We start from the raw sequence: 26,447 nt of genomic DNA, 5'->3' as shown, positions 1-26,447 counted from the left end.
GGGATCGTCCGGGGAGCCGTCGCGGGCGACGGCCGTCGAGGACCGACACAAAAGGGGTGCGAACGTGGCCAGGAAGCTCGCCGTCATCGGCGCCGGACTCATGGGGTCCGGTATCGCGCAGGTCTCTGCCCAGGCGGGCTGGGACGTCGTGCTGCGTGATGTGACCGACGAGGCCCTGACCCGTGGGCGCGACGGCATCAAGGCCTCGTACGACAAGTTCGTCTCCAAGGGGAAGCTGCAGGCGGCCGACGCCGAGGCCGCGCTGGCCCGGATCACCACGACCACCGACCTCGACGCGGTCGCCGACGCGGATGTCGTCGTCGAGGCCGTTTTCGAGAAGCTCGAGGTCAAGCACGAGATCTTCCGTGCCCTCGACAAGATCGTGCGGGACGACACCGTCCTCGCTTCGAACACCTCCGCCATCCCGATCACCAAGATCGCGGCCGTCACGGAGCGCCCGGAGCGCGTCGTCGGTGTGCACTTCTTCTCGCCGGTCCCGATGATGCAGCTCTGCGAGCTGGTGCGCGGCTACAAGACGAGCGACGAAACCCTCGCCACCGCACGGGAGTTCGCCGAGTCGGTCGGCAAGACCTGCATCGTCGTCAACCGGGACGTCGCCGGGTTCGTCACCACCCGGCTGATCTCGGCGCTCGTCGTCGAGGCCGCCAAGCTGTACGAGTCGGGCGTGGCCTCGGCCGAGGACATCGACATCGCCTGCAAGCTCGGTTTCGGCCATGCCATGGGTCCCCTCGCGACGGCGGACCTCACGGGCGTGGACATCCTGCTGCACGCCACGTCCAACATCTACACCGAGTCGCAGGACGAGAAGTTTGCCGCACCCGAGCTGATGCGCCGGATGGTCGATGCAGGTGACATCGGGCGCAAGAGCGGGCAGGGCTTCTATACCTACTGATCGTCTCCGGTCCCCGGGCGCCTGATCTGCCGTCGATCACGCCCGGGGCTGCCGGGGGTCACGCCCCGGTAGCGGTGGGCGTGCAGCGGGCCGTTGTCACTCCACGGAGTGAATTAGATATCGGTTCGCTCACAGACGGAAACCTCGCTGTCGTTGTCGCAGTCAGTTGTGGCAGAGACAGAAACAGACAGACGACCGTGCCATGGAGCATTCCAGGGGAGCAGCTATGCACATCAGGGGCGACCATGCCGAGCTGGTCGTCGGGGGCCGCCTCGACGTCCGCAGCGCGGCGGACGCCCGTACGGTCCTGCACTCGGCCCTGGACGACGGGGTCGGCGACCTCATCCTCGACCTGACCGAGCTGGACTCCTGGGATGCCACCGGACTCGGTGTCATCATGGGTGCGCACCGGCGGGCCGGCCGGGCCGGACGACGGCTGGTGCTCCGCGGTGTACCGCCGCAGATGCAGCGCCTGCTGGTGGCGACGCGACTGCACCGCATCCTGGCCATCGAGGGCGGAATCGCCGCAGACTCCCTGCCACGGGTGTAGGGCCTTTCCTCCGGCTCGAGCCGTGTGCACGAACACACACAATCCCCACCGGATCGTGATGTCTCGGTCGGCGCGGGACCCCGATGGTGCGTAGATACTGTGCGAAGGTTTAGGGTTCGGCCGTCCGCCGATTGACACAACCCAAGGGGCGGACACCGGGCCAGAGGCGACAGCAGGGCGTGCGAGGCCGGAGGGGCAACCGTGCGCGACGCGTCTGGGGGGCTTTGGCGATGGACCCGACACACCGGGGGCCGGAGGTTTTCGGTCAGGACATGGACGGCTACGGCGAGGACAGCGGCCGGCGGCGGCAGTCCCGCGAGCCGTTGATTGCCGACTTCGGCCAGCAGTCCCTGCAGCAGGCCCGCATCGTGCAGCTCTTCCCCGGAGACTTCCTCCTCACCGTCAATCCGGTCGACGGCAGCGAGGTCGAGCTGTGCCCGCCGGGGGAGCAGCCCGCCGCTCCGGCCCGGCGCGCCGCCGCCGAGCGCACCGACCGCGAGCGCGCCGCCGCACCGCCCGTACCGCCGGGTCCGCCCGCCCCCCAGCTGCCGCTCCTGGAACGCACCCAGGAGCGTGAGCGGCTGGTGCGTCTGCTGGCACGTGGCCGCTCGGTGCGGCTCACCGGACCGGCCGGCTCCGGGCGTACCTCGCTGCTGAACGCCGTCGCCACCGACTGCGCGGACCTCGCACCGGACGGAGTCATACGGCTCTCCGGCCACAAGCGCACCGCCACGGACCTGCTGTACGGGCTCTTCGAGGCGGTCTTCGACGCACCGCTGCTGCGCCCGGACCGCGCCGAACTCCTGGAGAAGGTCAAGGGCATAGGCGCCGTCGTCGTCCTCGACGACCTGGAGTTCGGCGGGGCACCGCTGGAGGAGCTGCTGGACGCGACCCCCGAGTGCGCGTTCCTCTTCGCCGCGACTCCCGACGTCGCCGCTCCCGGTGCCGACTCGCACCTCGAAGAGGTCTTCCTCGCCGGGCTGGACCGCAGTGCCTCGGTCGAGCTGCTGGAACACGTCGTCGAGCGGTCGCTCACCGAGGAGGAGGCGAACTGGGCGGGCGACCTCTGGTTCGAGTCCGAGGGGCTGCCGCTGCGGTTCGTGCAGGCGGGCGCCCTGCTGCGCCAGCGCGACATGCTGCGCACCGACCCCGCCGCGTACGACGAGTTCGGCTACTTCGACGGCCGGCCCGTCGACGACTCCTTCGGGCAGGACACCGACGACGCGGGCCACGACGCACCGCTGCCCAGCCTCGGTGAGGGTGCGGCACCCGCCGCGCTGCTCGCCTCCCGGCTCAGCGGGCCCGCCCGCGACACCCTGCACTTCGCGGTCGCGCTCGGCGGCGAAGTGCCGCACCAGGCGCATCTGCCGGCCCTCGTGGGGGACACCCACGCGGATGCCGCGCTCGGCGAGCTGGCCGGCTGCGGACTGCTCTCCCCGGCCGGTTCCCGTTACCGGCTGGCTGCCGGTGTCGTCGCCCAGCTGGAGGCCGCCGGGTACGGGGAGGACGCCGCCGACCGTGCCCGTACGGCGGCCCAGCACTACGCCTGGTGGGCCGGGCATCCTTCGGTCGTCGCCGCCCGCGTCGTCGCCGAGGCGGACGCGATCGTCGCGGCCATGGCCCGGCTGGTCCCCGGCGACGGGGCCGGACAGGCTAGCGCCGCCGTTCTGCTGGCCCGCAGCGCCGCCCCCGCCTTCGCCGCAGGGTTGCACTGGAGCGGCTGGGAGAAGGCCCTGCGGCTCGGCCAGGAGGCCAGCAGGATCAGCGGCGAGGTCGCCGAAGAGGCTTACTTCCACCATGAGTTGGGTGTGCTCGCGCTCTGCACCGGCAATCTCGACCGGGCCAGGGCCGAGCTCGAGGCCTCGATCGGCATGCGCGGGGCGCTCGCCGACAAGTCCGGTGCGGTGGCCGGACGCCGGGCACTCGCCCTGGTCGCGGACCGCTCCGGCGGACCGGTCCTCGGCGGGCTCGTTGCGGCGGGCGAGAACATGGCGGCCTCGCGGCACGAGGACTCGGTGTCGCCCGTCGGTCTGCCGGTGGCCGGGCCCACGGCCGCGCGGCGTACGTCCGAGGACGCGACCGCGCTGATATCCCGGATCGCCCCGGCGGCCGGCTCCGGTGCTTCCGGTGGCCGCAAGGCGGCGTTGCTCGGCGGTGCCCGGCGCAACCTTGTCGCGGCGGGGGCGGGCGTCCTGCTCGCCGGGGTGCTCGGCACGGTGGTCACGCTCGGCATGACGTCCAGCAGCGATGCGCGGGACGGCGGCACCGTCACGACCGAGCAGCCGGCCGACGAGGACGACACCGAGAACGGGTTCCCGGCCGACGAGCCGACGGACGCCACGGCGCCGGGCAAGGCCTCGCCGAGCGGGAAGTCGTCGGCGCCGGGCCCGTCCGGCAGCCGGACCGTCCCGGGCGCAGGTGAGACCCAGTCCACGGGACAGGCCGGGCCGGGCGACAGCCCCTCGTCGACCGGCAGGCCGCCGACCGGCCGGCCCAGCACGTCGGGCACGCCCACGACCGGGACGTCGCCCACGCCCAGCAAGCCCCCGACCATCTCGTCCCCGCCTGGCCCGTCGGAGCCGGATCCGACCGACACCTCGGACCCGACGGACACGCCGACGACCTCGCCGGCCACGTCCGACTCGGCGAGCGGCCCGTCGACGACGGCGAGCGCGTCCGGTACGACGGTGGAGCCGACGGTGGCCTGAGCGGGAACGACGCACGGGCCGTCCGGCGCGCGACCGGGTGCGGACCGCCGGGCTTGCGTGATCCCGGGTGCCGACATCCGGTGTGCGCGTCTCCGTCCGCGCTGCAGGCACGCGCGACCGGTATGTGCGCGACCGGTACGTGCGCCATCCAGGCACGACGCGTCACACGATCACGCCGGCGCAACCGGGCATCCGCGGTCGCATACCCGCGAGCCCGTCGCGCGGTCGCTCGTGCGTGAGGCCCCGGACCGCACATCGGCGGTCCGGGGCCTCACGCAGGCGGGGTGACGCGGGTCAGAACAGGCGCAGCTTGTCGTCCTCGATGCCGCGCATGGCGTCGTAGTCGAGCACCACGCAGCCGATTCCGCGGTCCGTCGCCAGCACCCGGGCCTGGGGCTTGATCTCCTGCGCCGCGAAGATGCCCTTCACCGGGGCGAGATGGGGATCGCGGTTGAGCAGCTCCAGGTAGCGGGTCAGCTGCTCCACACCGTCGATGTCGCCGCGGCGCTTGAGTTCGACGGCCACCGTCTTCCCGTCGGTGTCCCGGCAGAGGATGTCGACCGGGCCGATGGCGGTGGGGTATTCGCGGCGGATCAGTGTGTAGCCCTCACCGAGGATCTCGATCCGGTCGGCGAGCAGCTCCTGCAGGTGCGCTTCCACGCCGTCCTTGATGAGGCCCGGATCGACGCCCAGCTCGTGCGACGAGTCGTGGAGGATCTCCTCCATCGTGATGATCAGCTTCTCGCCCGCCTTGTTCACCACGGTCCAGACGCCCTCGTTGTCGTCGGCGCCCTCCTTCAGCGTGCAGGGCGGTGACATCCAGTTGAGGGGTTTGTACGCCCTGTCGTCGGCATGGATCGAGACGCTCCCGTCCGCCTTGACCAGGATGAGACGGGGAGCGGAGGGCAGGTGGGCCGTGAGCCGGCCCGCGTAGTCCACGGAGCAGCGGGCGATGACGAGACGCATGGTCGGCAACGCTACTCGACGAGGGGTGCTCCACGCGATTCTCCCTCCGGCAACCCACCATCACCGCCCGCCCCACCCCTGCGCGCCCCGTGGGCTTGCCCCTCTTTGCGCACCTTCGTTATTGGCCGGTTGTGTTCCCAATCTCCTGGTGCGGCCCGGACTGCACCCTTACCGTGGAAGCAGGAGGTCGCCGTGTGTGTACGCTGCGTCGCCGTCCTCCTTCCCTGCCCGTAAGGTCCCGGCCGTTCGCCGGGGTCGCGAGAGGAGTACCCATGTCGCTCGACGTCTCACCGGCGCTGTTGGAACAGGCCGAGCGAGGCGAGGTCGACGAAGCCGACTTCGTCGACTGCGTCCGGACCTCCCTGCCCTACGCATGGGAGATGATCAGCTCTCTGGTGGCCCAGCTGAAGGTCGACGGCGGAGAGTTCGCCGACAACCAGACGCCGCCGCCGGACGAGCAGGCACGTGGTCAGCTGCTGCGCGCGCTCGCGAGTGATGCGATACGCGGCGCTCTGCAGCGGCACTTCGGGGTGCGCCTGGCATTCCAGAACTGCCACCGCGTCGCGGTGTTCCCGCTGGACGCCTCGGTCGACGAGCGGTTGGCCCGTTTCACCTCGGTGAGAGGCCAGTTGCTCAACCAGTCGCCCGAACTACGGGACTGCTGAACGCTTTTGCTGTCGCTCCGGGCCGCGGGAGGTGTACTGGCCCGGGGCGGCAGCTCCCCGTACTCCTACGGGTGTTCATGTCAGTAGTGGCAGTACTTCGGTGCCCAGCCGCGCTACGTTCTCCTCCGTGGCAGCGAGATCTCCCGACCCCTCCGCCAGGAGCGCGAACCTGGTGATGCCCGTCCGCTCGGCGGTGGCGGCGAGCCGGTCGGCCGCGAGCCGGGGCGGGCCCACCGGATGAAGACCGCACAGCAGCTCTGTGTACGCGACCGGATCGCGCATCACCCGGTGCCGGCCGTCGACCGTCACATGGGCGTCGAGCCCCTGCCGCAGCCAGCCCGGCATCGCCTTCACCAGCGTCTCCACGGCCTCCTCGCGGCGGTCCCCGATCTGGGCGACGCCCGCGGAGACATGGCCCGCGTCCCGGACGCTCTCCGGGGAACGGCCCGCGGCCAGCGCGGTGGAGCGCCACAGGGCGACCATCTCGGCCTTCTCCTCGTCCCCGCAATGCATCCCGAGGAGCATCGGCAGGCCCTTCTCGGCGGAGAGCTTCACGCTCTTCGGCGAGGTGCACGCGACGATCACCTCGGGGCCGCCCGATCCCTGCGGGATGTCCCCGTCGGGATCGTCGAGCAGGTCGTCGGGCCGGGGGACCACCGCGACCTCACGGAAGCCGAATCGCTCCCCACGGCCCGCCACACGCGGTTTGCGGAGCCAGTCGAGCAGCAGCTCCAGCGACTCGGGGAAGCCCTTCTCGTAGGCCTCCAGGCCCCCTCCGAACACCTCCAGGTCCACCCAGGGGCCGCCCCGCCCCACGCCGAGGGAGAACCTGCCCCCGCTGGTGAGGTGGAGCAGCGCGGCCTGCTCGCCGAGCGCGACCGGGTGCTGGCTCGGCAGCACGCTCACCGCCGTGCCGACCCGGATTCTGCGGGTGCGGCCGAGCAGCAGCGCGGCCAGGGTGACCGCGGACGGGCAGACCCCGTACGGCACGAAATGATGCTCTGCCAGCCAGACCGAATCGAGTCCGGACTCCTCCGCGACCTCTGCCGACCGGACGGCGCGATGCAGCGCTTCCCCCGGCCCCTGGCCCGGAAACTGGGCTGCCAGTACGAACGTTCCTACACGCATCGCCAATTGCCTCCTTGTGGCCGACGCGGCTCTCCCCTACTGGCAACAACGTCTGACACGTGCCAAAGGCACGGTCCACGGCGAAGTTGTTGCGATTTTCCGGTAACCCGTCCTTCCCGGGCTCCGTCCTGTCCCCCCACTGGACGCCTGCCCCCACCGAATGGCCCTACGCTGGACGGGAACTTCCGAGTCTGCCCAGTGAGGTGTCACGTGTCCCCGCGCCGCAACCGCCCCCGAGGCGGCGAGAGTCCCACCGACAGCGCAAGCGTGTCGGGGGACCGGTACGGCGGGGGAGGGCGTGCCGAGGAGTGGCAGGGCGAGCAGTGGTCGGTCCGCCCGGTGAGCGGGGCGAGTGCTGCGGGCAAGCGGTACCGCTGCCCCGGCTGCGACCAGGAGATCCCGTCCGGGGTCCCGCACCTCGTCGCCTGGTCCGAGTACGGCGGGATCGACGACCGCAGACACTGGCACAAGGCCTGCTGGAACGCGAAGGACCGCCGCACCACACGGGTGCAGCGGTCCAGGAACGCGCCGCGCTACTGAGCGGGCCGGGCCGGCGGGCGACCGGTCAGACGTCGCGCCTGTCCAGCGCCGTATAGGCGCCGGCCATGGCCACGGCCGTGACGCCGAGCATGATCCACAGCGGCTCCCAGCCGGACGGCCCCGACGGGGCGACCGAGGCGTCGTAGAACGCGCCGAGCTGGCTGGGGATCGAGTACTCGAAGAGCGCCTGCTGCACGTCGGCGAGCGACTGCGAGAACATGAACATCGCCAGCACGAGCGGCAGCAGCACCACGGCGATCATGATGGTGATCGCACCGGCGGAGTGCCGGATGAGGGCGCCGACGGCGAGCGACAGAAGCCCCAGCGTCGCGATGTAGAGCCCGACACCGACCGTGGCGCGCAGCCACTCGCCGCCGCTGGGTTCGACACCGTCCAGGACGGCCGTCTGCAGCACGCCGACGAGCGCGGTCATCACCGTCGTGATCACAAAGGTGAGCAGGAAGAAGACGATCGCCTTCGCGGTCAGTACCCGGGCGCGGCTCGGGCAGGCCGTCAGCGTCGTACGGATCATGCCGGTGCCGTACTCGGAGGCGATGGTCATCACACCGAGCGTGATCACACAGATCGAACCGAGAAGCACCCCGAAGAAGCCGAAGCTGAGCACCGGGGTCTCGTTGAGCGCCATGCCGGACGCGTTGACGGCGATGGCCGACAGCAGTCCGATGGCGAGCAGCAGCGCGCTCATGACGCCGAGCGTCCACATCGTGGAGCGCACGGAACGGATCTTGGTCCACTCGGAGGCGAGCGCGTCGCCGAGGGTGGCCCGGCGCTGCGGGATCGGCGAGGCGTAGTGGGCGGTGACCGCCCCCTGCCGGATCGGCTGCGCGGCCGGGGGCTGCTGCGGGTACGGCTGCGCCTGCTGCTGGTACGGCGCCTGCGGGGTCGGCGGCGTTGTCATCGGGCGTCCTCGCTGGTGTCGCGCTGGGTCGGGTCTGCGGGGCCGGCGGCTGCGGCCGGGGCCACGGGGGCTGTCGCGTACGGGTTCTCTCCGGGCGGCGGCGGGGCGTACCAGCCCTGCTGCGGCACCTCCTGGACGGGTGGCTGCACGTAACCGCCGACCGGCACGGGCTGCTGCAGCCCGGCCTTCTGGTCCACCGTCGAGCGGTAGTCCACGGCGCCCTGCGTCATCCGCATGTACGCCTCCTCCAGCGATGCCTGGTGCGGCGAGAGTTCCCACAGCCGGACGTCCGACTCGTGCGCCAGGTCGCTGATCCGCGGCAGCGGCAGTCCGGTGACCCGCAGGGCACCGTCCGGTTCGGGCATGACCCGGCCGCCCGCCTCGGTGAGCGAGGCGGTCAGCTTCTCCCGGTGCTCCGGCTGCGTGTCCGGGACCCGCACCCGGGCGAAATCGGCCGAGTTGGCGGAGATGAAGTCCGTGACGCTCATATCGGCGAGCAGCTGCCCGCGTCCGATCACGATCAGATGATCGGCGGTGAGCGCCATCTCGCTCATCAGGTGGCTGGAGACGAAGACCGTGCGCCCCTCGGCCGCCAGCATCTTCATCAGGTTGCGTACCCAGAGGATGCCCTCGGGGTCGAGACCGTTGACCGGCTCGTCGAAGAGCAGCACCTGCGGGTCGCCGAGCAGCGCCGCCGCGATCCCGAGCCGCTGCCCCATGCCGAGCGAGAAGCCCTTGGACCGCTTCCTCGCGACGTCCTGGAGGCCGACGACGCCGAGCACCTCGTCGACCCGGGCGGCCGGAATGCCGGCGAGCTGGGCCAGCGAGAGCAGGTGGTTGCGCGCGCTGCGGCCGCCGTGCACCGCCTTGGCGTCCAGCAGCGCGCCCACCTGGCGCGGGGCGTTCGGCAGGCTGCGGAAGGGGTGCCCGCCGATGGTGACATGACCCGACGTCGGCCGGTCCAGGCCGAGCATCATGCGCATGGTGGTGGACTTGCCCGACCCGTTGGGACCGAGGAATCCGGTGACGGCACCGGGCCGCACCTGGAAGGAAAGGTTGTACACGGCCGTCTTCGCGCCGTAGCGCTTGGTCAGGCCGACTGCCTCGATCATGCTCCAGCCCCATCGACTTATCTGTCGTCGGGGCACAGGCCGTCCGGCCGCACGCCCCCCGTAAGAGTTAGGAGGATATCCAGGCCTTGACGGTTCCGGCCAAGCCGTTGCGGGGGCGCGTCTTCCCCGTGACGGACCGGGCCGGGTCTCCTTCTCCTGCTTTCGTCCGCTTCCGGCGGATCACGCGTCCCGCTTCTTCAGTACGAGATAGCCGCCGATCAGCGCGGCCACCACCCACGCCGCCATGATGCCCAGCCCGCCCCACGGGCCGTACGGGGTCGGATCGCTGTTCATGGCCTCCGGAACCACCTGCATGATCTTGGAGCCGGCCTGGTCGGGGAAGTAACGGGCCACGTCCTTGGCGCCCGGGACCGCCGAAAGAATCTGCGAGACCAGGAAGAAGAACGGCATCAGGATGCCGAGCGACAGCATTGAGCTGCGCAGCATCGTGGCCACACCCATGGAGAAGACGGCGATCAGGCCCATGTAGAGGCCGCCGCCGACGACCGCGCGCAGCACGTGCTCCGCGCCGATGTCCGTACGGTGGTCGCCGAGGAGGGCCTGGCCGAGGAAGAACGTCACGAAGCTGGTGGCGAGGCCGACCACCAGGGCGAGGACCCCGGCGACCAGGATCTTGCCGAAGAGGAACGAGCCGCGCTGCGGTACGGCGGCCAGCGAGGTGCGGATCATGCCGGAGCTGTACTCCGTGCCGACCACCAGGACACCGAAGACGACCATCGCCAGCTGACCGAGGATCATGCCGGAGAAGCTGAGCAGGGTCGGGTCGAAGGTGGCCCGCTCCGGCGCGGGGAGATCGTCGAACTGGGAGTTCATCAGTGCACACAGGGCCGCACTCATCGCCACGGTGACGGCGAACGCGGAGATCAGGGTCCAGGTGGTCGAGGAGACCGTACGGATCTTGGTCCACTCGGAGTTCAGGACCGCGGGTACCGATGCCATCGTCGTCACGCACCCTTTCCGGGGCCGGGGGTGCCGGGCTGCTGGTTCCACTGCTCGCCCCACTGCGAGCCCCCGGGCGGCGGCCCCCCGGCGTGATCCGTATGGGCGTGGTACTCCACGGAGTCCGCCGTCATCTGCATGAATGCCTCCTCCAGCGAGGCCCGCTGGGAACTCAGCTCATGCAGCACGATCTGGTGCTGCGCGGCCAGTTCGCCGAGCCGCTCACTGGTGACGCCGTCGATCTCCAGCACACCGCTTCCCGACTCGACGGCGATGATGCCCTCCTCGTGCAGCACATCGCGCAGCCGTTCCTGCTGCGGTGAGCGCATCCGTACATAACTGCGCGAGTTCTGGTGAATGAAGTCCGCCATCGACGTGTCGGCGAGCAGCCGGCCCTGGCCGATGACGATCAAGTGTTCCGCGGTGAGCGCCATTTCGCTCATCAGATGCGAGGAGACGAAGATCGTCCGGCCTTCCGCGGCGAGCGTCTTCATCAGATTGCGGATCCAGTGAATTCCCTCGGGGTCCAGACCATTGACGGGTTCGTCGAACATCAGAATCTCGGGATCGCCGAGCAGCGCGGCCGCGATTCCGAGCCGCTGGCCCATACCGAGGGAGAAGGACTTGGACTTCTTCCTCGCCACCGCGCTCAGTCCGACGGTGTCGAGGACTTCGGCGACGCGGCTCGCCGGGATGCGATTGCTCTGCGCGAGACAGAGCAGATTGTTGTAGGCGCTGCGGCCGCCGTGCATCGACTTGGCTTCGAGCAGCGCACCGATGTGCTTCAGGGGTTCGGACAGTTCGCGGTAGTGCTTGCCATCGATCCGCACCGATCCGCTCGTCGGATTGTCGAGATCGAGCATCATCCGCATCGTGGTGGACTTGCCCGCCCCGTTCGGGCCCAGAAAGCCCGTCACCATTCCTGGTCTGATCCGGCACGAGAGCCGGTCGACCGCAACCTTGCTGCCGAAACGCTTGGTGAGGCCATCAAGCTCGATCATGCGCACACGCTAGAACGCCTGCGCGCCCGGCGCCACCACAAAGGCGGAACCGGGCGCGCAAGGGGTAAAGCCGAGTTGCTGCGGGATCAACGGGTCTGCTGAGCCGGAACCCCACGGGTGACGGGCTCGTCGTCCACCGGCGAACCCGCGGCGGCCACCGCGGCACCGGTCAGCGTCGCCAGCATCTCGCGGACGTTGGTCAGCTGCGCGTTGATCGAGTCGCGGCGGTTGGTGAGCGCCGCCAGCTCGCGCTCCGATTCGCTGCGGATCCGGTCGGCCTTCGCGTTCGCGTCGGCGACGATGTCCTCGGCCTGACGCTGCGCGGTCTCCACGGTCTGACGCGCCCGGCGCTCGGCGTCCGTACGGAGCTTCTCGGCCTCCAGGCGGAGCTGCTCGGCGCGGTGCTCGATCTCGGCGAGGCGCTTCTCGGCCTTGGCCTGACGGGACGCGAGGTCGCGCTCCGACTGGTCGCGGCGCTTGGCCAGGTTGGTCTCGAAGTCCGCGGCGGCCTGGGCGGCCTTGGCGCGGGTCTCCTCGAAGAGGGCGTCCGCCTCCTCGCGCTTCTGCGCGGCGTCCTTCTGGGCCTCGGTACGCAGCCCGGTGGCCTCACCCTTGGCCTTCTCGACGATGCGTACGCCCTCGTCCTCGGCCTTCGCCTTGCGCTCGGAGGCGAACGACTCGGCGTCGTTGCGTACCTGCTGGGCGGCCGACTCGGCGAGCTCGCGGTGCTGCTCGGCGGCGCGACGGGCCTCCTCGCGCAGGTCCTTCGCCTCTTCCTCGGCGAGGCGGAGAATCTTCTCGACGCGCGCACCGAGACCCGCGTACGACGGCTCGGCGTCGTTCACCTGGGCCTGGGCGTTCTGCGTTTCGAGGTGGAGCTCCTCGATGCGCTTTTCCAAAGACGTGATGCGGGTCAGAGCACTATCACGGTCGGCGACGAGCTTGGTAATGCGGTCATCCACCTGACCGCGGTCGTAACCACGCCGCACGAGCTCGAAGCCGAAGGGGGAGGAAGGGTCACTCATGGGGTTCCTGTCGAAGTAAGACCGGTGAGGTGATAGGGGGAATCCTAGGGGCCTGAGCGGCGTGTCATCGAGTGGATGCCCGTTTGATCTGGAGAATGACACCCCTTTTGAGTGGCTAACCCCCGGAACCCTTGCCACCCGGAGGGCTGAACGTCCTTGTCGAAGGCATGGGACACGGGCGGCCGACTACCCCTCGGACGACTTGCCACTCGATCGAGTGCCGGCCGAGGCCCCGGCCTTGACGCCGCCGGTGGCACCGCCGCCCGCGCCCTTCCCGCCGCCCGGCGCCTCGAAGGACTCCAACGCCTCCAGCACGTCCTGGACACGGGAGATCTCCGTGTTGATGTCCTCGCGCCGGCGCACCAGCACGTCGAGCTCGCGACGGCCCTCGTCCACCGTCCGCTGCGCCTCCTCTTCGGCGTCGGCCCGCAGCTTCTCGGCCTCGCGGACCATGGTGGCCTTCTTCTGCTCGGCCTCCTTCAGCAGCGACTCGGCCCGCTTCACCGCGGCGATCCGGACCTTGCTCGCCTCGGAATTGGCCTCCGACAGCAGCTCCTTGGCCTTTGCCGCGGCCTCCTCGCGCTGCTCCGTCGCCGCCTTCATCAGCTTGTCGACCCGCTCGCCCGCCGTCTTCATCTGCTCGGCGGTCTCGCGGCGGGCCCGGTCGTGCAGCTCCTCGATCTCGCTCTCCAGGCGGGCACGGAGCTCCTCGGCCCGCTCCCGGATGGCCGTCGCGTCGCGGCGCGCGCCCACCAGCAGCTCGTCCGCGTCCGCGCGGGACCGCTCCACCAGGGAGTTGCCCTCGACGGTCGCCTCCGAGGTGATCCGCACGGCCTCCTTGCGGGCCGCGCCCACCATCGTGTCGGCCTGCTTCTCGGCCTCGGTGGCGGCGCGCAACGCCTCCTCCTGGGCCTTGTTGACCAGCTGATCGGCCTGCTCGGCCGCGTCGGCGCGGCGCTTCGACGCCGCCTCGCGGGCCTCGTCGAGCAGCCGGTCCGCCTCCTCGCGAGCCTCGGCGCGCATCTGCTCGGCCGCCGCCTCCGCGTCGGTGCGCACCCGCTCCGACTCCTCGCGGGTACGGGCCGCGTGCTCCTGCGCCGAGCCGACGGTCGCCGCCGCCTCCGCGCGCAGCCGCTCCGCCTCGTCGGTCGCATCGCCGACGAGCCGGTCGGCCCGCGCCGTGGCGTCCGCGGTGACCTCGGCCGCCTGCTGCGCCGCCTCGGTACGGATCCGCTCGTCCTCGGCCGTCGCCTCGCCCACCAGCCGGTCGGCCTGGGCGGCGGCTTCCGAACGCATCCGGTTGGCGTCCTCGCGGGCCTCCGCCCGGCTGCGCGCGGCGTCCTGCTCGGCCGAGGCCAGCGCGTCCGACGCCTCGGTGCGCATCCGCTGGCTGTACTCCGCGGTGTCCGCGCGCAGCCGCTCCGACTCCGTGATCGCGTCGCTGACGGTCCGCTCGGCCATCGCCTTCGCGGCCTCGGACTCCTCGTGCGCCTCGCGGCGCATCCGGCCCGCGTCCTCGCCCGCCCGCTCCCGCTCCGCATACGCGTCGGCGCGGACCCGGTCCGCCTCTTCCTGCGCCTCGGCCTTCGTCCGCTCCGCGACATGCTCGGCGGTGGAGCGCAGCCCGGCGATCTCCGCCTCGGCCTGCTCCTGGAGCCCGGAGACCGAGTCCCGTACCTGCTGGGCCGTCTGCTCGGCCGCGGAAACCATCTCGGTCGCCCGGGCATCCGCCTCGGAGACCAGCCGCTGGGCCTCGGCCTGCGCCTCCTCGACCCGCTTGCGGGCGGAGGCGAGAAGCTCCTCGCTCTGCTCGCGGGCCCGCTCACGCTCCTGAGTCGCCTCCGTGCGCGCCGCGTCGAGGGTCTCCTCGGCCTCGCGGCGACGCCGGTTCGCCTCCTCCTGGGCGGCGGCCAGTGCCTCGGCGGCCTCCGTGCCGACACGCTCGGCGGCGGCCGCGGCCTCCGACCTCACCCGGTCGGCACTCTCCTGCGCCTCGGTCCTGAGCCGCTCGGCCTCGGTGGCCGCCTCGGTGCGCAGCCGTACGGCGACGGCCTCGCCCTCCGCACGCGACTGCGACGCGTCCGCCGCGGCCTCGTCGCGCAGCCGCTCGGCCTCGGTCTCCGCCTGCTCCTGCAGGGCGCGCAGCCGCTCGGCGGCCTCCGCGCGCAGCCGCTCGGACTCGTCGTTCGTCTCCCGCCGGATCCGCTCCGCCTCGGCGCGCGCATCCGTGAGCGCCTGCTCGGCGGATGTGACCCGGGTCTCGGCCTCGGTGTGCAGCCGGGTCAGATCGTCGGCCGCCTCGGCATGCCTGGCCTCGACCGCACGCTCGGTCTCCGCACGGAGCTCCGCCGCCGCCTGCTCGGCCGCGGCCGTGGTGGAGGCCGCCTGCTCCTCGGACTCCGTGCGCAGCTGCTCGGCCTCGGCCCGGGCACGCTCCAGGGCTTCCTCGGCCTGCCTGCGCAGGCCCGCGGCACGCTCGATCGCCTCGGCACGGACGCGTTCGCTCTCGGTGCCCGCGGTGGTCCGCAGCTCCTCCGCGTCCGCCTTCGCCTTGGCCAGCAGCCCCTCGGCGGTCTTGGCGCCCTCCTCGATCTGCTGGACGGCCTCGCGGCGGGCCTCACCCCGGATCCGCTCACCTTCGGCGACCGCCTCGGAGCGCAGCTGCTCGGCCTCGCCGCGCAGCCTGCGCGCCTCCTCCTGCAGCTCGACCGTCTTGGCCCGGTACTCCTTGGTGTCGTCCTTGGCCGCGCCCTTGAGCTGGTCGGCCTGCTCGGCCGCCTCGCCGCGCAGCCGGTCCGCCTCGGCCTCCGCCTCACGGCGGATCCGGTCGGCCTCCTCGCTCGCCGCCCGGGTGGTGGACCTCGCGTCCTCGGACGCCTTGGTCAGTACCTCCTCGGCGGACCTGGCCGCCTTGGCGAGCTGGGCCGCGGTGTCCTCGGCGGCCGCCGTACGGGCGTTCTCCGTTGCCTCGGACGTGATCCGGTCCACCTCGGCGCGGGCGTCGGCGAGCGCCTGCTCGGCCTCCGCCTTCAGCGCCTCGGCGTCCTTCGTGGCCTCGCCGACCAGCCGGGCGATCTCCGACTTGGCCGTACGGGTGCGCTGCTCGTTCTGCGACTCGGCGCCGGCCAGCCGCTTGACCGCGGCCTCCTTCGCCTCGGTGAGGACCTTCTCGGCCTCCAGGCGGGCCTCGCGCAGCTGCGTCTCGGCCTCCTGCATGCGCTGCTCGGCGGCCCGGTTCAGCTCGGCGGTCTGCTGCCGGGTCTGCTCGGTCTCCGCGGTCGTCGACGAGCGCAGCTGCTCGGCGTGGCTGGTGGCCTCCTGGGCCTGGCTGGATGCGGCGTTGAGCAGCCGCTCGGCGTCCTTGCGGGCGCGCAGCAGAAGCGCCTCGGCCTCGGCGCGGGCGGACTCCGCCTCGGAGCCGAGCCGCTGCCGGGTCTCGTCCGCGAGCCGGGCGGTCTCGGCACGGGCGGCCGCCAGGGACTGCTCGGCCTCGGCCCGCGACTCGTCGAGCAGGCGGCGGGCCTGGGACTCGGTCCGGGCCCGCAGCTGCTCGGCCCAGGCGACGTTCTCGTTGACGTGCGACTCGACGGTCTGGCGGCGCTCCGCCAGCTCCTGGTCGAGCTGCTGGCGCCGCTGCACGGCCTCGTTGTGCAGCTCGGCCTGCAGCCGGGCCTGGTGCTCGGCGTGCTCCTGCAGGATCCGCTGCGTCTGCGCCCGGGCGTCACGGAGCTCGCGCTCGGCGTCGGTGCGCAGCTGGTCGGCCTGGATCTGGGCATTGCGGAGCAGCTGCTCGGCCTGATAGCCGATGTCCGCGCTGTCGTACGCGGGACGGGTCGCGAGATTGCGCCGAGCCTCGTGCAGCTTGGCGCGCAAGACCTCGACCTGGTAACCGAGGTCCTCGGCGTGCTGGACGGCCTTCTCCCGGTCGGTCTTCAGCCGATCCATCTCGGCTTCGAACCGCGAGAGGTGGTCGTCGTCAGCTCGGTGGCTCTCCTGGCGTTCGTAGCCCCGCACTGCGCGGTCCCATCCGTCCCCTGGTCGCAACTCTCCAAACGAGTACCGTTCGCCGGCGAACGGTCCCCCGGGGAATGGTGACAGATCAACGGCTGGGGACGCGGCGCGGCCCCGACCCGGCCCCGGCCCGGAACCGCCCACTCTACCGGCCCAGGTATCCGGAGGTCAGTGCTCCGCCCGGGACGTGACCAGTTCGGTCAGCACACCGTGGCAGTCCTTGGGGTGCAGGAAGGTGATCCTGGACCCCATCGACCCGGTCCTGGGCTCGTCGTAGAGCACCCTGACGCCCTTGGACCGGATGTCCGCGGCGTCCGCGTCGACGTCCGCGGTGCCGAACGCGATGTGGTGGACCCCCTCGCCGTTCTTGGCCAGCCATTTACCGACGGCCGAGTCCTCACGGGTGGGTTCGAGCAGCTGGAGGTACGAGGCACCGCCGTCCGAGGTCTCGTTGATCTTGAGCATGGCCTCCCGGACGCCCTGCTCCTCGTTCACCTCGGAGTGGAACACTTCGAAGCCGTAGGTCGAGCGGTAGAACTCGACCGTGCGGTCGAGGTCGAAACAGGCAATCCCGATGTGGTCGATTCGCGTCAGCATGGACACCAGTGGAGCGCTACCCCGATGGTTACGCAACGTGCGCGCGATCACACTCGCTGCCGGATGACGGGCGGGGTACCGCTCAGTACATTCAAGTAAACCCTCGTTCACATCTAATCCAAGGGGCCGTGCCTCATGTCTGGAACGACCGGTACCACCTCAGTGATCGTCGCGGGCGCCCGTACGCCCATGGGGCGTCTTCTCGGCTCCCTGAAGAGCTTCTCCGCTGCCGAGCTGGGCGGCTTCGCCATCAAGGCCGCGCTGGACCGGGCCGGCATCGGCGGCGACCAGGTCGAGTACGTGATCATGGGGCAGGTGCTCCAGGCCGGGGCGGGGCAGATCCCGGCACGCCAGGCCGCCGTCAAGGCCGGCATCCCGATGAACGTTCCCGCGCTCACCGTCAACAAGGTGTGCCTGTCCGGGCTCGACGCGATCGCGCTGGCCGACCAGCTGATCCGCGCCGGTGAGTTCGACGTCGTCGTCGCCGGCGGCCAGGAGTCCATGACCAACGCCCCGCACCTGCTCCCGAAGTCCCGCGAGGGCTACAAGTACGGTGCGATCGAGATGCTCGACTCGATGGCGTACGACGGTCTCACCGACGCCTACGAGAACATCCCGATGGGCGAGTCCACCGAGAAGCACAACACCCGCCTCGGCCTGAGCCGCGCGGACCAGGACGAGATCGGCGCCCTGTCCCACCAGCGCGCCGCCGCCGCCCAGAAGAACGGTCTCTTCGACGCCGAGATCACCCCGGTGGAGATCCCGCAGCGCAAGGGCGAGCCGGTCCTCTTCGTCAAGGACGAGGGCATCCGCCCCGAGACGACCGCGGAGTCCCTCGGCAGGCTGCGCCCGGCCTTCACCAGGGACGGCACGATCACCGCGGGCACCTCCTCGCAGATCTCCGACGGCGCCGCGGCGGTCGTCGTGATGAGCAAGGCCAAGGCCGAGGAGCTGGGCCTGGAGTGGCTCGCCGAGATCGGCGCGCACGGCAATGTCGCGGGTCCGGACAACTCGCTGCAGTCGCAGCCGTCCAACGCGATCAAGCACGCGCTGAAGAAGGGCGGCCTCGCCGTCGAGGACCTCGACCTCATCGAGATCAACGAGGCGTTCGCGGCTGTCGCGGTCCAGTCCATGAAGGACCTCGGCGTCTCCCCGGAAAAGGTGAACGTCAACGGCGGCGCGATCGCGCTCGGCCACCCGATCGGGATGTCCGGCGCCCGTGTGGTGCTGCACCTGGCGCTGGAGCTGAAGCGGCGCGGCGGCGGCACGGGTGCGGCGGCACTCTGCGGTGGTGGCGGCCAGGGCGACGCGCTGATCATCCGCGTTCCGGGCAAGAAGTAGTCGTACGTACGCAACTGCAGAGCGAAACCGAACGGAGCGGTAATGGTGGACGTCCCCACCCTGGTCGAGCAGGCCCGTGAGGGCCGGCCGCGGGCCGTGGCCCGGCTCATCTCGCTGGTGGAGGGGGCGTCGCCGCAACTGCGCGAGGTGATGGCGGCCCTCGCGCCGCTGGCCGGGAACGCGTACGTCGTCGGCCTGACCGGCTCGCCCGGTGTCGGCAAGTCGACCTCGACGTCGGCGCTCGTCTCTGCGTACCGGCGGGCCGGCAAGCGCGTCGGCGTGCTGGCCGTCGACCCGTCGTCGCCGTTCTCCGGGGGCGCGCTCCTCGGGGACCGGGTCCGGATGTCGGAGCACGCCTCCGACCCCGGGGTCTACATCCGGTCCATGGCCACCCGCGGGCATCTGGGCGGCCTGGCCTGGTCGGCTCCGCAGGCCATCCGGGTGCTCGACGCGGCGGGCTGCGACGTGATCCTGGTGGAGACCGTCGGCGTCGGCCAGTCGGAGGTGGAGATCGCCTCCCAGGCCGACACCTCCGTCGTCCTGCTGGCCCCGGGCATGGGTGACGGCATCCAGGCGGCGAAGGCCGGAATCCTGGAGATCGGCGATGTGTACGTCGTCAACAAGGCCGACCGGGACGGTGCGGACGCCACCGCGCGTGAGCTCAATCACATGCTGGGCCTGGGGGAGTCCCGAGGGCCCGGCGACTGGCGGCCGCCGATCGTGAAGACGGTCGCCGCCCGGGGCGAGGGCATCGACGAGGTCGTCGAGGCTCTGGAGAAGCACCGGGCATGGATGGAGGAGCACGGCGTCCTGACCGAGCGCCGCACGGCGCGTGCGGCGGGCGAGGTCGAGACGATCGCCGTCACGAGACTCCGCGAACGCATCGGCGACCTGCACGGCGACCGCCGCCTGGACGCCCTTGCCGAACGCATCGTGGCGGGCCGTCTGGATCCGTACGCCGCGGCGGACGAACTCGTGGCGGGGATCACCGGCGGAGCGTGATCCCAGGGGCGGGGCGGGAGCGGCGTGCGGGCCGCGTCCCGCACACCATGGGCGCTGCTCCCGGCCGGCCACCGGTGAGGACCGGGCCCGGGCCGATCGCGAAGGGCGACCCGGTGTCCGTGACCGTCGCCGGCGGCCGGTGCTGTCGGTGCACGCGCTGATCAGTCGTCGTCGTGGGAGTCGTGGTGCCGGTCGTCCCCGTGCCGGTCGTCGGTGTGTGAGCTGTCGTCGTTCCGGTCGTCCGCTTGCCGGTCGTCGGCGTGCGGGCTGTTGCTGTTCCGGTCGTCCGCTTGCCGGTCGTCGTCGCGGGAGTCGTGGCGCCGGTCGTCCGCGTTCCTGTCGTCTCGGCTCCTGTCGTCCCCCTGTGGAGCGGTCCCGTTACGGCTGTCGTCCCCCTTCCGGCCGTCGCCCGGGCCGTCCGCGGTGACCCGGGCGGTCCTCGCGTCCACGTTCAGTTCGTGGTGCATGCCGTTCGCGTCCCTGACGTCGACCTCCCAGCGCACCGCACGACCGTTGCGGTCGGTGTCGTCGAGCTCGATCGAGGTGACCGTGCCCGGCGTCGAGCGCAGCGCGGCGTCCACAGCCGCGGAGAGCGTGACGGGGGCCGACGGGGGCGTACGCCGGCCGCGGTCGTCGGAGGTGTGCCTGCCGAGCACCTTCGCGGTGTCCGCGTCGACCGTCACGTCGTGCCGGACGCGGTCGGAGCCGTACACATCGAGGTGCCAGACGCGCCCGCCGTTCCTGTCGTCCAGACCGGCCTCGGTGACGGTGCCGGGTACGGCCTTCACCGCCGCGGCAACGGCGTCCTTGACGCCGACCTCCGCCACGCTGCTGCTGCGGACCTCGCCGTGACTGCTCCCACGACTGTTCCCGTGGCTGATCTCGTGGCTGCTCCGGCCGTTGCCGTCCGCGAAGGCGACGGCCGTGACGGTCCCGCCGCCGACGAGTACGGCCGCGGTGACGGCGGCGATGGCGATCCTGCGCTTCATGAGGGTTTCCTCCCCGATGAGTTGGCCTGTCGTGCGATGTCAGCCACTCTGCCGAGGTGATGCTGAATGCAGCCTGAAGCGACCTGAAGACGTCTTCAGGTTCCTTTTGCCACTCTGTGCGTATGCGCCTGTTGATCGTGGAGGACGAGAAGCGGCTGGCGATGTCCCTGGCCGGGGGACTCACCGCCGAGGGCTTCGCCGTGGACGTCGTGCACGACGGCCTCGAAGGGCTGCACCGGGCCGGCGAGGGCGTGTACGACCTCGTCGTCCTCGACATCATGCTGCCGGGGATGAACGGCTACCGGGTCTGCGCCGCACTGCGCGCCGCCGGCCATGAGGTGCCGATCCTGATGCTGACGGCGAAGGACGGGGAGTACGACGAGGCGGAGGGGCTGGACACCGGCGCCGACGACTATCTGACCAAGCCGTTCTCGTACGTGGTGCTGGTCGCCCGGATCCGGGCACTGCTGCGGCGCCGGGGCGGGTCCGCCTCGCCGGTGCTCACCGTCGGCGCACTGCGGATGGACACCGCCGCCCGCCGTGTCCACCTCGGCGAGGACGAAGTCGCCCTCACGGCCAAGGAGTTCGCCGTGCTGGAACAACTGGCCCTGCGGGCGGGACAGGTGGTCAGCAAGGCGGACATCCTGGAGCACGTCTGGGACTTCGCGTACGACGGGGACCCGAACATCGTCGAGGTGTACGTGAGTGCGCTGCGGCGCAAGCTCTCCCCGGCCGCCATCCGCACGGTGCGCGGCGCGGGCTACCGGCTGGAGGCGCAGTGAGATCGGTACGGGCCAGGGCCGCGCTCGGCGCAACGGTGGTGGTCGCGGTCGCGCTGATCGGCGCCGGGCTCGCCGTACTCCTCGTCCTGCGTGCCAACCTCACCGACCAGGCGGGCCTGCAGGCGGAGGTGGCGGCCCGCGAGGTCGCCGGCCGGCTGGCCCTCGATGTGCCGTACGGCCAACTGGACCTGCCCGACGTGGCGGAGCATCCGGTCCAGGTGACAGACGAGGACGGGCGGCTGGTGGCCGTGTCCAAGGGCCTGAAGGCGATCACCGGCACGCGTACGGACCGGGTCACCCCTCATGCGTCCGTCGCGCCGACGAGCACGGCCACCGACGACGGTGGCGACGACGACGGCGGCGGCGACCGCCACGGCGGCGAGAACCGCGGCGACGACGACCACGCGAACGGGAACACCCCCGCCCGCGGCGAAGTCTCCACCGACGACCCGGACTTCACCAACGGCACCGCCACCGTCGGTGGCGACACGGCCGACTACCGCTTCGCCGCCGTGTCCGCGACCACCGGCGCCGGTGTGACGCTGACCGTCCATGCGGGCGCCCCGCTCGCCACCGAACAGAAAGCGGTGGGCAGTGTGCGCGGCGCGATGCTGGCCGGGCTGCCCGTCATGCTGCTGATCGTCGCCGCTGTGACCTTGCTGGTGACGAGGCGCGCGCTGCGTCCGGTGGAGGGCATCCGGGCGGAGCTGGCCGCGATCACGGCATCCCAGGACCTCTCCCGGCGGGTGCCGGAGCCCGGTTCGCGCGACGAGATCGCCCGGCTGGCCCGTACCACCAATGAGACCCTGACCGCGCTGGAGGCCTCGGTCGGGCGTCAGCGGCGCTTCGTCGCGGACGCCTCGCACGAGCTGCGCAGCCCGATCGCCTCGCTGCGCACCCAGTTGGAGGTGGGCGCGGCCCATCCCGATCTGCTGGACGTGCCGGGCGCGGTCACGGACACCGTACGGCTCCAGGCGCTGGCCGCGGACCTGCTGCTGCTGGCTCGGCTGGACGCGGGGGAGCGGCCCGGGAGCACCCGGCTCGACGTGGGCGCGTTGGTCCACGAGGAGGTCTCGCAGCGCACCGGCGACCGGATACCGGTGGCGGTGCATGTGATGCCCGCGGCGCCTCTCGAAGTCATGGGTTCACGCGGTCAGTTGGCGCGAGTCGTCGGCAATCTGCTGGACAACGCGGAGCGTCACGCGGAGAGTTCCGTCACCGTCTCCTTGCGTACGGAACCCGACTGGGTGGTTGTCGCGGTCAGCGACGACGGGCCGGGAGTCCCGGAGCCCGAACGTGAGCGGATCTTCGAGCGGTTCGTACGCCTGGACGACGCCCGCAGCCGCGACGAGGGCGGCGCGGGCCTGGGGCTGGCCATCGCCAGAGACGTGGCCCACAGGCACCGGGGCACCCTGACCCTGACCCGGGCACGCGAAGGCGGTGCCAGCTTCGAGCTGCGCCTGCCGATGGGCCTCGCGGCACGTGCGTGAGGCCGCAAGCACGCCGGGCGGGATCGAGCCGCCAGGCGATCGAGTACGGAGCGGGGCGGCTGTGCGCCTGCGCACCCGCAGACCGTAACCGCGCCGGGCGCTACCCCTTGCCCCGCCGCCCCCGCAGATGATCCGCGACCGGCGCCAGCGCCGCGTACAGATCGTCCAGCGTCTCCGGCGTCAGCAGGTCCATGAAGTGCTTGCGCACGGAAGCGACGTGGTGCGGCGCCACCTTCTGCATCGTCTCCGCGCCGGCCTCCGTGAGCACCGCGAACAGCCCGCGCCGGTCGGACTCGCAGTTCTCCCGGCGGACCAGCCCCGCCGACTCCATCCGCGTGATCTGGTGCGAGAGCCTGCTCTTGGACTGCAGTGTCGCCGCGGCCAGGTCGCTCATCCGCATGCGGTGGTCGTCCGACTCCGAGAGGTTCACCAGAATCTCGTAGTCGTTGTTGGTCAGCCCGAACGGCTGGAGATCCTTTTCCAGCTGGTGCATCAGCAGCCTGCTGACGTCCAGGTGCGTGCGCCAGGCGCGCTGCTCCGCGTCGCTCAGCCAACGGGTGGCGGTCTCGGTCTCCATATATGGATTCTACCTAAGAAGTTGAAATCTGGACGAAGTATGGGAGGTGTGACGTCCGGCACCGGCCCGCGGACCGGCCCCGCAACCGGGTCGGGAATCCGCTCCGGAGCTGGGCGCAGACGTTCGACGTCACACTCCGCAGACTACCGTTCACAAACCGAAGCGGCGCTGGAGGTCCCCCAGCTGCCCCGGCAGGCGGGGCGCGGAGCCGGGTTGACCTGCGCCGGGTGCATGCTGGCCGCCGCCCGGAACCCCCGCCTGGTGCGGAGTCGCCCCCGTCGCCAGCTCGGGCATCAGGACCTCCGTCGACTGGAGCAGGACCGTACCGGCGCCGACGAACTCGAACTGGTGCTCCTCGCCCGAGGTCCCGCCGATCCCTGTCAGCGACCTGAGGCCGCCCATCACCCCGGTCATGTAGCCGTGGTCGTAGTGGTGGCACGGCGAGGGGCAGTCCGCCCAGCCCACCAGCGCCTGCGGATCGACCCGCAGCGGCGGCTCCATGAAGACCACCGGACCGTTGGAGGCGGCCACGAACTTCCCCGTACCGATCAGCGTCAGAAATCCCGGCACGATCGACTGCTTGAGTGCCAGCGTCGGCTGGTACGCCAGGAGGTTGCCGGACCGGATCGTCAGGTTCCCGTCCTCCAGGTCGTACGAGTTGACGTCGAAGGCGCGGTCGGCGAGCAGCATCTTGCCGCTGCCCTCGGCCACCACCCAGTCGCTCGCGTGCAGCGGCGAGTGGAAGCTCGTACGGATCAGCCGCTCGAAGCGGCCGTGGCCGATGCCGTTGAAGTCGATCCGCCCGTAGTAGGCGATCATCTTGCCCTTCTGCAGGAACCACTGGCTCCCCTTGAGCTCCACGCAGAAGGTGTACGCATTGACGTTGTCGTCCGACGGCAGCGTCATCGGGTCAAAGATCACGGGCGTGCTCACAGCTTCTCCTCCGACGCCTGGACGTACACCGCGCCACTGCCGCTGAGCTCCAGCTGGAACGCCTCGCCGGAGCCGCGCCCCACCATGTCGCGCCAGCCGAGCGCGGTGGAGAGCTTGTTGCGTACGTCGCCGTGGTGCGCGACATACGCCTGCGGGTCCACATGCACCTCGCGGCCGGGAGTGATCGGCAGCTCGATGACCCCGCCGTGCGCCATCACCGCGACCGCGCCATGGCCCTTCAGCGTCGTGGTGAACAGGCCCTGCCCGGTCACCTGGCCGCGCACCATGCCCATGACCCCGCCCTGCGCACCCATGAACATCGTGCCCTGCTGCAGCGTTCCGTCGAAGGCCAGCAGCCGGTCCGCCTCCACATAGAGGGTGTCGCCGGCCAGGTTGATGACCTGGATGTGGTGGCCTCCGTGGCCGAACATCACCGTGCCGTTGCCCTCGACCGTCATCAGCGGGGTCGCCTCGTTGGCGACCCGCCGGCCGATCATCGACATCAGGCCGCCCTGGCCGCCCTGGATGTTCGGGGTGAACGACACCTCGCCGCGGTACGCGAGCATCGCGCCGCGCTGGCTGTACATCTTCTGGCCGGGGACGACCGTCGCCTCGACCATCTTCGAGTTGATCTCACGGAACGGCATCAGACATCGCCCCCGATGGTGTTCCGCTCGCTCGGCTGGACGTAGACCAGCCCGTCGCCCTCGAACCGGATCTGGAACGACTCGCCCGAGCCCTCACCGATCAGGGTCCGGAAATTCACCCCCGACTGGAAGTGCTGCTGGAGGCTGCCCTGGTGGGCTATGTATGCGCCGGGGTCGACGCACAGCGGGTACTGGGGCGTCACCCGCAGCACCACGGCCGAGCCGTCCGACATGATCGCCGCCTGGCCGGTGCCCTCGACGGTGGTGGTGAACAGGCCGTTGCCGGTCGCCCCGCCGCGCAGTCCGGTGAAGGCGGTGCCGGTGCGCAGTCCGGCGTCGGTGCAGAGGAGATTGCTCGCCTCCACGTAGAGCTTCTCGCCGCGCAGCGAGACGAGGTTGATCTCACTCGCGCGGTCGGCGAAGTAGCAGGTGCCCTGACCTGTCACTTCCATCACCGTCATCTGTTCGCCGGTCAGCCGGCGGGTCACCATGCCGCGGATGCCCTCACCGCCGCCGGACATCTTCTTGAACGCCATCCGGCCGTCGTACGCGACCATCGAGCCGTTCTTCGCCTTGACGGCATCGCCGGTGAGGTCGACGGCGAGCGTCTTGCTGCCTTGGAGTCGGAACATTGCCACGCAGAGACGTTAGCGGCCCGGGCCGGGCTCCGGACAGGGTCTGTGGTCCTGTCCGGACCCTGAGCCGACCCTGATATACGCCGATACGTGCCCCGGGGCGGGTACCGGCCCCCGCCCCCGGGACCGGTGGGGCGCGATGCCACAATGGGGGTCGCTTGTGCCTGTATTCACAAGCTGTCACGACCCTCCCACCGAAGGTGCCCTCGTGGACATCAAGACCGCCACCGCCCTGCACCGGCTGCGCCTCATCTCGATTCCCGAGGCGCTCTCCTTCCCGGCCCTGATCATCTTTGGCTCGATCCTCAGCCGTGTCTCGGACATCGACTTCCTGATGATGCCGCTCGGCATGCTGCACGGCGTCCTCTTCACGATCTACATCCTTCTGCTGCTGGACGTGTGGTCCAAGACCAAGTGGCCGCTGAAGCGGGTCGCGTTCTTCTTCCTGATGGCGCTGCTCCCGTTCGGCGGGCTGTACGGCGACAAGGTGCTGAAGCGCCACGAGGCCGACGGCGTCATCGCCGCCCGGGCCCGCCGGGAAGGCGTGGTCGGCGCATGATCGTCGCCTTCTCCGTCAGTCCGCTGGGGGGCGGTGAGGACGTCGGCGAGTATGTCGCCGACGCCGTCCGGGTCGTCCGGGAGTCGGGACTGCCCAACCGCACGGACGCCATGTTCACCTCCGTCGAGGGGGAGTGGGACGAGGTCATGGACGTCGTCAAGCGGGCCGTCGCCGCCGTCGAGGCCCGCGCGGGGCGCGTCTCCCTCGTCCTGAAGGCCGACATCCGGCCCGGTGTCACCGACGGGCTGACCTCCAAGGTCGAGACGATCGAGCGTTACCTCGCCGGCTGACACCCCGTACTGCAGCAGCACCCGACGAACCCCGGCGCCGCCAGGCCGGGGGTTCGCGGAGTTCGGGCGGCAGCGCGCCCGGACGATGATCGGACCGAAGTTCGAGA

Annotated in this window: 25 protein-coding genes; 11 read left to right on the top strand and 14 right to left on the bottom strand. The window is 71.0% G+C overall.

What is annotated here, in order from left to right; translation table 11 throughout:
• Positions 1-64 precede the first annotated feature (64 nt).
• From OG878_RS13575 to OG878_RS13565, 3 genes are all read left to right on the top strand, one after another.
• Positions 65-913: a 3-hydroxyacyl-CoA dehydrogenase family protein gene (locus OG878_RS13575; RefSeq protein ID WP_328887039.1), complete on the top strand. Its 849-nt coding sequence runs from the start codon at positions 65-67 to the stop codon at positions 911-913.
• Positions 914-1,139: 226 nt separating this feature from the next.
• The gene (locus tag OG878_RS13570) at positions 1,140-1,463 is read left to right on the top strand and encodes an STAS domain-containing protein (protein WP_030916001.1); all 324 of its coding nucleotides are present in this window, start codon (positions 1,140-1,142) and stop codon (positions 1,461-1,463) included.
• A gap of 230 nt (positions 1,464-1,693) precedes the next feature.
• A complete protein-coding gene (locus OG878_RS13565) occupies positions 1,694-4,171 on the top strand; it encodes an ATP-binding protein (RefSeq protein ID WP_328887038.1) in 2,478 nt (825 codons plus the stop codon).
• A 294-nt stretch (positions 4,172-4,465) separates the two neighbouring features.
• On the opposite strand, the gene nucS is transcribed toward OG878_RS13565, so the two are convergent.
• Positions 4,466-5,137 (bottom strand): endonuclease NucS, encoded by a 672-nt coding sequence (nucS, locus tag OG878_RS13560; RefSeq protein WP_328887037.1) that lies wholly within the window; start codon positions 5,135-5,137, stop codon positions 4,466-4,468.
• 272 nt (positions 5,138-5,409) lie between these two features.
• On the opposite strand from nucS, the gene OG878_RS13555 reads away from it, so the two are divergent.
• Positions 5,410-5,802: an SCO5389 family protein gene (locus OG878_RS13555; RefSeq protein WP_030971516.1), complete on the top strand. Its 393-nt coding sequence runs from the start codon at positions 5,410-5,412 to the stop codon at positions 5,800-5,802.
• Between the two features lie 75 nt (positions 5,803-5,877).
• On the opposite strand, the gene OG878_RS13550 is transcribed toward OG878_RS13555, so the two are convergent.
• Positions 5,878-6,930 (bottom strand): LLM class flavin-dependent oxidoreductase, encoded by a 1,053-nt coding sequence (locus OG878_RS13550; protein ID WP_328887036.1) that lies wholly within the window; start codon positions 6,928-6,930, stop codon positions 5,878-5,880.
• A gap of 210 nt (positions 6,931-7,140) precedes the next feature.
• Here OG878_RS13550 and OG878_RS13545 point away from each other — a divergent pair, with 210 nt between their 5' ends.
• Complete coding sequence (locus OG878_RS13545; RefSeq protein WP_328887035.1) at positions 7,141-7,470, top strand: ATP/GTP-binding protein; 330 nt, start codon at positions 7,141-7,143, stop codon at positions 7,468-7,470.
• A 25-nt stretch (positions 7,471-7,495) separates the two neighbouring features.
• On the opposite strand, the gene OG878_RS13540 is transcribed toward OG878_RS13545, so the two are convergent.
• The 7 genes from OG878_RS13540 to mce form a co-directional block, all read right to left on the bottom strand.
• A complete protein-coding gene (locus OG878_RS13540; RefSeq protein WP_328887034.1) occupies positions 7,496-8,389 on the bottom strand; it encodes an ABC transporter permease subunit in 894 nt (297 codons plus the stop codon).
• A complete protein-coding gene (locus OG878_RS13535) occupies positions 8,386-9,501 on the bottom strand; it encodes an ABC transporter ATP-binding protein (RefSeq protein WP_328887033.1) in 1,116 nt (371 codons plus the stop codon). The genes OG878_RS13540 and OG878_RS13535 overlap by 4 nt, the downstream gene beginning before the upstream one ends.
• 180 nt (positions 9,502-9,681) lie before the next feature.
• On the bottom strand, positions 9,682-10,461 hold the full coding sequence (locus tag OG878_RS13530) for an ABC transporter permease subunit (protein WP_328887032.1): 780 nt from the start codon (positions 10,459-10,461) through the stop codon (positions 9,682-9,684).
• 5 nt (positions 10,462-10,466) lie between these two features.
• On the bottom strand, positions 10,467-11,462 hold the full coding sequence (locus tag OG878_RS13525; protein ID WP_328887031.1) for an ABC transporter ATP-binding protein: 996 nt from the start codon (positions 11,460-11,462) through the stop codon (positions 10,467-10,469).
• Positions 11,463-11,548: 86 nt separating this feature from the next.
• Positions 11,549-12,487 (bottom strand): cellulose-binding protein, encoded by a 939-nt coding sequence (locus OG878_RS13520; RefSeq protein ID WP_328887030.1) that lies wholly within the window; start codon positions 12,485-12,487, stop codon positions 11,549-11,551.
• A 186-nt stretch (positions 12,488-12,673) separates the two neighbouring features.
• Positions 12,674-16,501, bottom strand: a complete 3,828-nt coding sequence (gene scy / locus OG878_RS13515) for a polarized growth protein Scy (protein ID WP_328887029.1) — start codon at positions 16,499-16,501, stop codon at positions 12,674-12,676.
• Positions 16,502-16,666: 165 nt separating this feature from the next.
• On the bottom strand, positions 16,667-17,095 hold the full coding sequence (mce, locus tag OG878_RS13510; protein WP_277328405.1) for a methylmalonyl-CoA epimerase: 429 nt from the start codon (positions 17,093-17,095) through the stop codon (positions 16,667-16,669).
• 135 nt (positions 17,096-17,230) lie between these two features.
• Between mce and OG878_RS13505 the strand changes: the two genes are divergently transcribed.
• Together OG878_RS13505 and meaB are read left to right on the top strand one after the other, a co-directional pair.
• Positions 17,231-18,436, top strand: a complete 1,206-nt coding sequence (locus tag OG878_RS13505; protein ID WP_328887028.1) for an acetyl-CoA C-acetyltransferase — start codon at positions 17,231-17,233, stop codon at positions 18,434-18,436.
• 42 nt (positions 18,437-18,478) lie between these two features.
• The gene (gene meaB / locus OG878_RS13500) at positions 18,479-19,438 is read left to right on the top strand and encodes a methylmalonyl Co-A mutase-associated GTPase MeaB (protein WP_328887027.1); all 960 of its coding nucleotides are present in this window, start codon (positions 18,479-18,481) and stop codon (positions 19,436-19,438) included.
• A 161-nt stretch (positions 19,439-19,599) separates the two neighbouring features.
• Here the strand turns inward: meaB and OG878_RS13495 are convergent, their stop codons facing one another.
• The gene (locus tag OG878_RS13495; RefSeq protein ID WP_328887026.1) at positions 19,600-20,427 is read right to left on the bottom strand and encodes a PepSY domain-containing protein; all 828 of its coding nucleotides are present in this window, start codon (positions 20,425-20,427) and stop codon (positions 19,600-19,602) included.
• Positions 20,428-20,549: 122 nt separating this feature from the next.
• Between OG878_RS13495 and OG878_RS13490 the strand changes: the two genes are divergently transcribed.
• Positions 20,550-21,209: a response regulator transcription factor gene (locus OG878_RS13490; protein WP_328887025.1), complete on the top strand. Its 660-nt coding sequence runs from the start codon at positions 20,550-20,552 to the stop codon at positions 21,207-21,209.
• Positions 21,206-22,699: a sensor histidine kinase gene (locus tag OG878_RS13485; RefSeq protein WP_328887024.1), complete on the top strand. Its 1,494-nt coding sequence runs from the start codon at positions 21,206-21,208 to the stop codon at positions 22,697-22,699. Before OG878_RS13490 ends, OG878_RS13485 begins: the two co-directional genes overlap by 4 nt.
• A 100-nt stretch (positions 22,700-22,799) precedes the next feature.
• On the opposite strand, the gene OG878_RS13480 is transcribed toward OG878_RS13485, so the two are convergent.
• From OG878_RS13480 to OG878_RS13465, 4 genes are all read right to left on the bottom strand, one after another.
• Complete coding sequence (locus OG878_RS13480) at positions 22,800-23,276, bottom strand: MarR family winged helix-turn-helix transcriptional regulator (RefSeq protein WP_328887023.1); 477 nt, start codon at positions 23,274-23,276, stop codon at positions 22,800-22,802.
• A 150-nt stretch (positions 23,277-23,426) separates the two neighbouring features.
• Complete coding sequence (locus tag OG878_RS13475; protein ID WP_328887022.1) at positions 23,427-24,209, bottom strand: AIM24 family protein; 783 nt, start codon at positions 24,207-24,209, stop codon at positions 23,427-23,429.
• Positions 24,206-24,856 carry an AIM24 family protein gene (locus OG878_RS13470; RefSeq protein ID WP_277328414.1) on the bottom strand — a complete coding sequence of 217 codons (651 nt, stop codon included), beginning with the start codon at positions 24,854-24,856 and terminating at the stop codon, positions 24,206-24,208. Before OG878_RS13470 ends, OG878_RS13475 begins: the two co-directional genes overlap by 4 nt.
• A complete protein-coding gene (locus OG878_RS13465) occupies positions 24,856-25,488 on the bottom strand; it encodes an AIM24 family protein (RefSeq protein WP_328891229.1) in 633 nt (210 codons plus the stop codon). The genes OG878_RS13470 and OG878_RS13465 overlap by 1 nt, the downstream gene beginning before the upstream one ends.
• A gap of 211 nt (positions 25,489-25,699) precedes the next feature.
• On the opposite strand from OG878_RS13465, the gene OG878_RS13460 reads away from it, so the two are divergent.
• Positions 25,700-26,050 carry a DUF3817 domain-containing protein gene (locus OG878_RS13460; protein WP_328887021.1) on the top strand — a complete coding sequence of 117 codons (351 nt, stop codon included), beginning with the start codon at positions 25,700-25,702 and terminating at the stop codon, positions 26,048-26,050.
• Positions 26,047-26,340, top strand: a complete 294-nt coding sequence (locus tag OG878_RS13455; RefSeq protein ID WP_328887020.1) for an MTH1187 family thiamine-binding protein — start codon at positions 26,047-26,049, stop codon at positions 26,338-26,340. The genes OG878_RS13460 and OG878_RS13455 overlap by 4 nt, the downstream gene beginning before the upstream one ends.
• Positions 26,341-26,447: the final 107 nt, after the last annotated feature.

The sequence above is a fragment of the Streptomyces sp. NBC_00316 genome, from assembly GCF_036158715.1.
GTDB lineage: Bacteria > Actinomycetota > Actinomycetes > Streptomycetales > Streptomycetaceae > Streptomyces.
This window is presented reverse-complemented; position numbering and strand designations above follow the sequence as displayed.

Coding starts and splice junctions, on each gene's coding strand:
- meaB (WP_328887027.1), top strand. CDS start 18,479: ATGGTGGACGTCCCCACCCTGGTCGAGCAGGCCCGTGAGGGCCGGCCG.
- mce (WP_277328405.1), bottom strand. CDS start 17,095: ATGCTGACGCGAATCGACCACATCGGGATTGCCTGTTTCGACCTCGAC.
- OG878_RS13495 (WP_328887026.1), bottom strand. CDS start 20,427: ATGAAGCGCAGGATCGCCATCGCCGCCGTCACCGCGGCCGTACTCGTC.
- OG878_RS13480 (WP_328887023.1), bottom strand. CDS start 23,276: ATGGAGACCGAGACCGCCACCCGTTGGCTGAGCGACGCGGAGCAGCGC.
- OG878_RS13535 (WP_328887033.1), bottom strand. CDS start 9,501: ATGATCGAGGCAGTCGGCCTGACCAAGCGCTACGGCGCGAAGACGGCC.
- OG878_RS13570 (WP_030916001.1), top strand. CDS start 1,140: ATGCACATCAGGGGCGACCATGCCGAGCTGGTCGTCGGGGGCCGCCTC.
- OG878_RS13465 (WP_328891229.1), bottom strand. CDS start 25,488: ATGTTCCGACTCCAAGGCAGCAAGACGCTCGCCGTCGACCTCACCGGC.
- OG878_RS13455 (WP_328887020.1), top strand. CDS start 26,047: ATGATCGTCGCCTTCTCCGTCAGTCCGCTGGGGGGCGGTGAGGACGTC.
- OG878_RS13530 (WP_328887032.1), bottom strand. CDS start 10,461: ATGGCATCGGTACCCGCGGTCCTGAACTCCGAGTGGACCAAGATCCGT.
- OG878_RS13470 (WP_277328414.1), bottom strand. CDS start 24,856: ATGCCGTTCCGTGAGATCAACTCGAAGATGGTCGAGGCGACGGTCGTC.
- OG878_RS13550 (WP_328887036.1), bottom strand. CDS start 6,930: ATGCGTGTAGGAACGTTCGTACTGGCAGCCCAGTTTCCGGGCCAGGGG.
- OG878_RS13520 (WP_328887030.1), bottom strand. CDS start 12,487: ATGAGTGACCCTTCCTCCCCCTTCGGCTTCGAGCTCGTGCGGCGTGGT.
- OG878_RS13565 (WP_328887038.1), top strand. CDS start 1,694: ATGGACCCGACACACCGGGGGCCGGAGGTTTTCGGTCAGGACATGGAC.
- OG878_RS13540 (WP_328887034.1), bottom strand. CDS start 8,389: ATGACAACGCCGCCGACCCCGCAGGCGCCGTACCAGCAGCAGGCGCAG.
- OG878_RS13555 (WP_030971516.1), top strand. CDS start 5,410: ATGTCGCTCGACGTCTCACCGGCGCTGTTGGAACAGGCCGAGCGAGGC.
- OG878_RS13525 (WP_328887031.1), bottom strand. CDS start 11,462: ATGATCGAGCTTGATGGCCTCACCAAGCGTTTCGGCAGCAAGGTTGCG.
- OG878_RS13505 (WP_328887028.1), top strand. CDS start 17,231: ATGTCTGGAACGACCGGTACCACCTCAGTGATCGTCGCGGGCGCCCGT.
- nucS (WP_328887037.1), bottom strand. CDS start 5,137: ATGCGTCTCGTCATCGCCCGCTGCTCCGTGGACTACGCGGGCCGGCTC.
- OG878_RS13490 (WP_328887025.1), top strand. CDS start 20,550: ATGCGCCTGTTGATCGTGGAGGACGAGAAGCGGCTGGCGATGTCCCTG.